This is a genomic window from Streptomyces sp. (assembly GCF_031181555.1).
Lineage (GTDB): Bacteria > Actinomycetota > Actinomycetes > Streptomycetales > Streptomycetaceae > Streptomyces > Streptomyces fimbriatus.
On sequence record NZ_JAPSKQ010000215.1, the window covers coordinates 1 to 2,708 of the forward strand.

Genomic DNA, 2,708 nt, shown 5'->3' on the forward strand with positions numbered 1-2,708 from the left:
ACCGGCCAACCCGCCCGCGGTCCGCGGGCGTCCGGCAGGTGGCCGGGAGCGTGTGACGGGCGTATGGCAAGGACATTACGTTCGCGCAGGACCCTTGTGCAATTCCTGTGGAACCCTCAATCTTTCGGCTGACGCACGGAATCGGTCGCCCAGTCATTGACATGATCCTGCCAATAATTGGGTTGCTTCGCCGCGCCCGCGGCCCGTGCGTCGCCGATCGACCGCACCGCCCCCCACATCAACGCACCACCGATTGAGGAGGACCCCTCAGATGGCAGTGATGCGTCACCCCCGGCGGAGCACCACCCGAAGACTCACCACGCTCGGCGCGGCGACCGCCGCGGCCCTCGTCGCGAGTCTCGTCTCCGCCCTCCCCGCGGGCGCGGCCCCGGCCGCGTCCGAAGGCCGCATCCAGTACGAGGGCGCCGCGAACGCCGTCGCCGGCAGCTACATCGTGACCCTCAAGGCGGACGAGGCCCGTTCCGGCTCCGCCGAGGGCCGTGCCCTGGCCAAGAAGTACGGCGCCGAGATCGAGCGGACCTACACCAAGGCCCTGAACGGCTACGAGGTCCAGGCGTCCGAGGCCGAGGCCGAGCGCCTCGCCGCCGACCCGGCCGTCGCCTCGGTGATCCAGAACCGCACCTTCCGCATCACCGGCACCCAGCCCAGCCCGCCCTCCTGGGGCCTGGACCGGATCGACCAGCGGAACCTCCCGCTGAACAGCTCCTACACCTACCCGGACTCCGCCGGGCAGGGCGTGACGGCGTACGTCATCGACACCGGCGTCCGCATCACGCACAGCGACTTCGGCGGCCGTGCCTCGGACGGCTACGACGCGGTCGACAACGACAACACCGCCCAGGACGGCCACGGCCACGGCACCCACGTCGCCGGCACGGTCGCGGGCAGCGCCTACGGCGTGGCCAAGAAGGCGAAGATCGTCGGTGTCCGGGTGCTGAACAACTCCGGTTCCGGCACCACCGCCCAGGTCGTCGCCGGCATCGACTGGGTGGCCCGCAACGCGGTCAAGCCGGCCGTCGCCAACATGTCCCTCGGCGGCAGTGCCGACAGCGCGATCGACACGGCCGTCCGCAACGCCATCGCCACCGGCGTCACCTTCGTCGTCGCGGCCGGCAACGAGTCCACCAACGCCTCGACCAAGTCCCCGGCCCGCGTCACCGAGGCGATCACCGTCGGCGCCACCACGTCCAGCGACGCCCGCGCCAGCTACTCCAACTACGGCTCGGTGCTGGACCTGTTCGCGCCGGGCTCCTCCATCACCTCCGCCTGGCGCACCAGCGACACGGCCACCAGCACCATCTCCGGTACGTCCATGGCGAGCCCGCACGTCGCCGGCGCCGCCGCCCTCCACCTGGCCGACAACCCCTCGGCCACCCCCGCCCAGGTCTCCTCCGCGCTGACCTCCGCCGCCACCACCGGCGTCGTCGGCAACCCGGGCAGCGGCTCGCCCAACCGCCTGCTGCACGTGGGCGGCGGGGGCACCACCCCGCCCCCGACCGGTGACCGCTTCGAGAACACCGCCGACTACACCGTCGCCGACAACTCCACCGTCGAGTCCCCGGTGACCGTCTCCGGCGTCTCCGGCAACGCGCCCTCCGACCTGGCCGTCGAGGTCGACATCACCCACACGTACATCGGTGACCTCCAGGTCCAGCTGATCGCCCCCGACGGCACGGCGTACACGCTGAAGTCGTACGGCACCGGCGGCAGCGCGGACGACATCAACACCACGTACACCGTCGACGCCTCCTCGGAGACGGCGAACGGCACGTGGAAGCTCCGGGTCAGCGACAACGCCTGGTGGGACTCCGGCCGTCTCAACGGCTGGGCCCTGCAGTTCTGACGCCGCCCTGACGCGGTCCTGAGGCCGCGTCAGCTCTCGGAGCCATTCGGCACACAGGCGCCCTCGTCCTCGGGGAGGGGCTTCGGGTCGGTGACCCGGCCCGCCGCGAGGACGAGGCGCGTCGCGCGGTGCACGGCGAGGAAGCCGAAGGGCCGGGTGAAGCGGGCCGTCACCGTCGTCTTCCGGTGCGGCGGTTCGCCGGAGTCCTTGCCCGGGAACATCATGCCCATCGCGCTCACCGCGGCCGCCCGGAAGCCGTCCGCGCCGAACGCGGCCGTGACCGGCTGCCGGGCGGAGCCCACGGCGAGCGGGTCGGTGCTGATGCCGGGGGAGCGGCCGGCCGAGGTGCCGCAGGCGGCCAGGAGCCCGAAGCGCACCGGGTCTGCGGCCGGGAACACCGTGCCCCCGGACACCTCCGCGGCCCAGCGCGCCGTCAGGCGGTTCGCCGCCCGGACCGTCGTGTTCGTCACTCGTGCTCTTCCTCCGCCCGCCCCGCGCCTACGGTGCGCTCCGTGCCCATACCTCCGCCCTCCGGGCCCCAGCACCCCCAGGACGCGCGGGGACCTCAGGGCCCGTGTCCCGCTCCCCGTCCCCCAGGTCCGTACGCGCCACCGCAGTTCCCCTACGGCGGCCGGCCGGCCTCGCGCCCCACGGACTGGACGGGCCCTGCGGGCCCCGGCCGCCGGCCGCCGTCAACGGGGTGGCCGTCGCCGCCCTCGTGTTCGGCGTGCTGTGCTTCCTGCCGGCCGTCGGGCTCGTGCTGGGGCTGATCGCGCTGCGGCAGATCCGGCGACGGGGGGAACGCGGCCGGGGCATGGCGATCGCCGGGTCCGTGCTGTCGTCC

The 2,708-nt window shown here is 73.3% G+C and carries 3 protein-coding genes; 2 read left to right on the plus strand and 1 reads right to left on the minus strand.

Annotated elements, in window-relative coordinates; genetic code table 11:
* The first annotated feature begins 271 nt into the window (after positions 1-271).
* Complete coding sequence (locus RIM90_RS28480; protein ID WP_309063628.1) at positions 272-1,864, plus strand: S8 family peptidase; 1,593 nt, start codon at positions 272-274, stop codon at positions 1,862-1,864.
* A gap of 29 nt (positions 1,865-1,893) precedes the next feature.
* On the opposite strand, the gene RIM90_RS28485 is transcribed toward RIM90_RS28480, so the two are convergent.
* On the minus strand, positions 1,894-2,334 hold the full coding sequence (locus RIM90_RS28485) for a hypothetical protein (protein ID WP_309063629.1): 441 nt from the start codon (positions 2,332-2,334) through the stop codon (positions 1,894-1,896).
* A gap of 287 nt (positions 2,335-2,621) precedes the next feature.
* Here RIM90_RS28485 and RIM90_RS28490 point away from each other — a divergent pair.
* On the plus strand, positions 2,622-2,708 hold an 87-nt coding region (locus tag RIM90_RS28490; protein WP_309063635.1), incomplete at its 3' end, for a DUF4190 domain-containing protein.

Coding starts and splice junctions, on each gene's coding strand:
- RIM90_RS28480 (WP_309063628.1), top strand. CDS start 272: ATGGCAGTGATGCGTCACCCCCGGCGGAGCACCACCCGAAGACTCACC.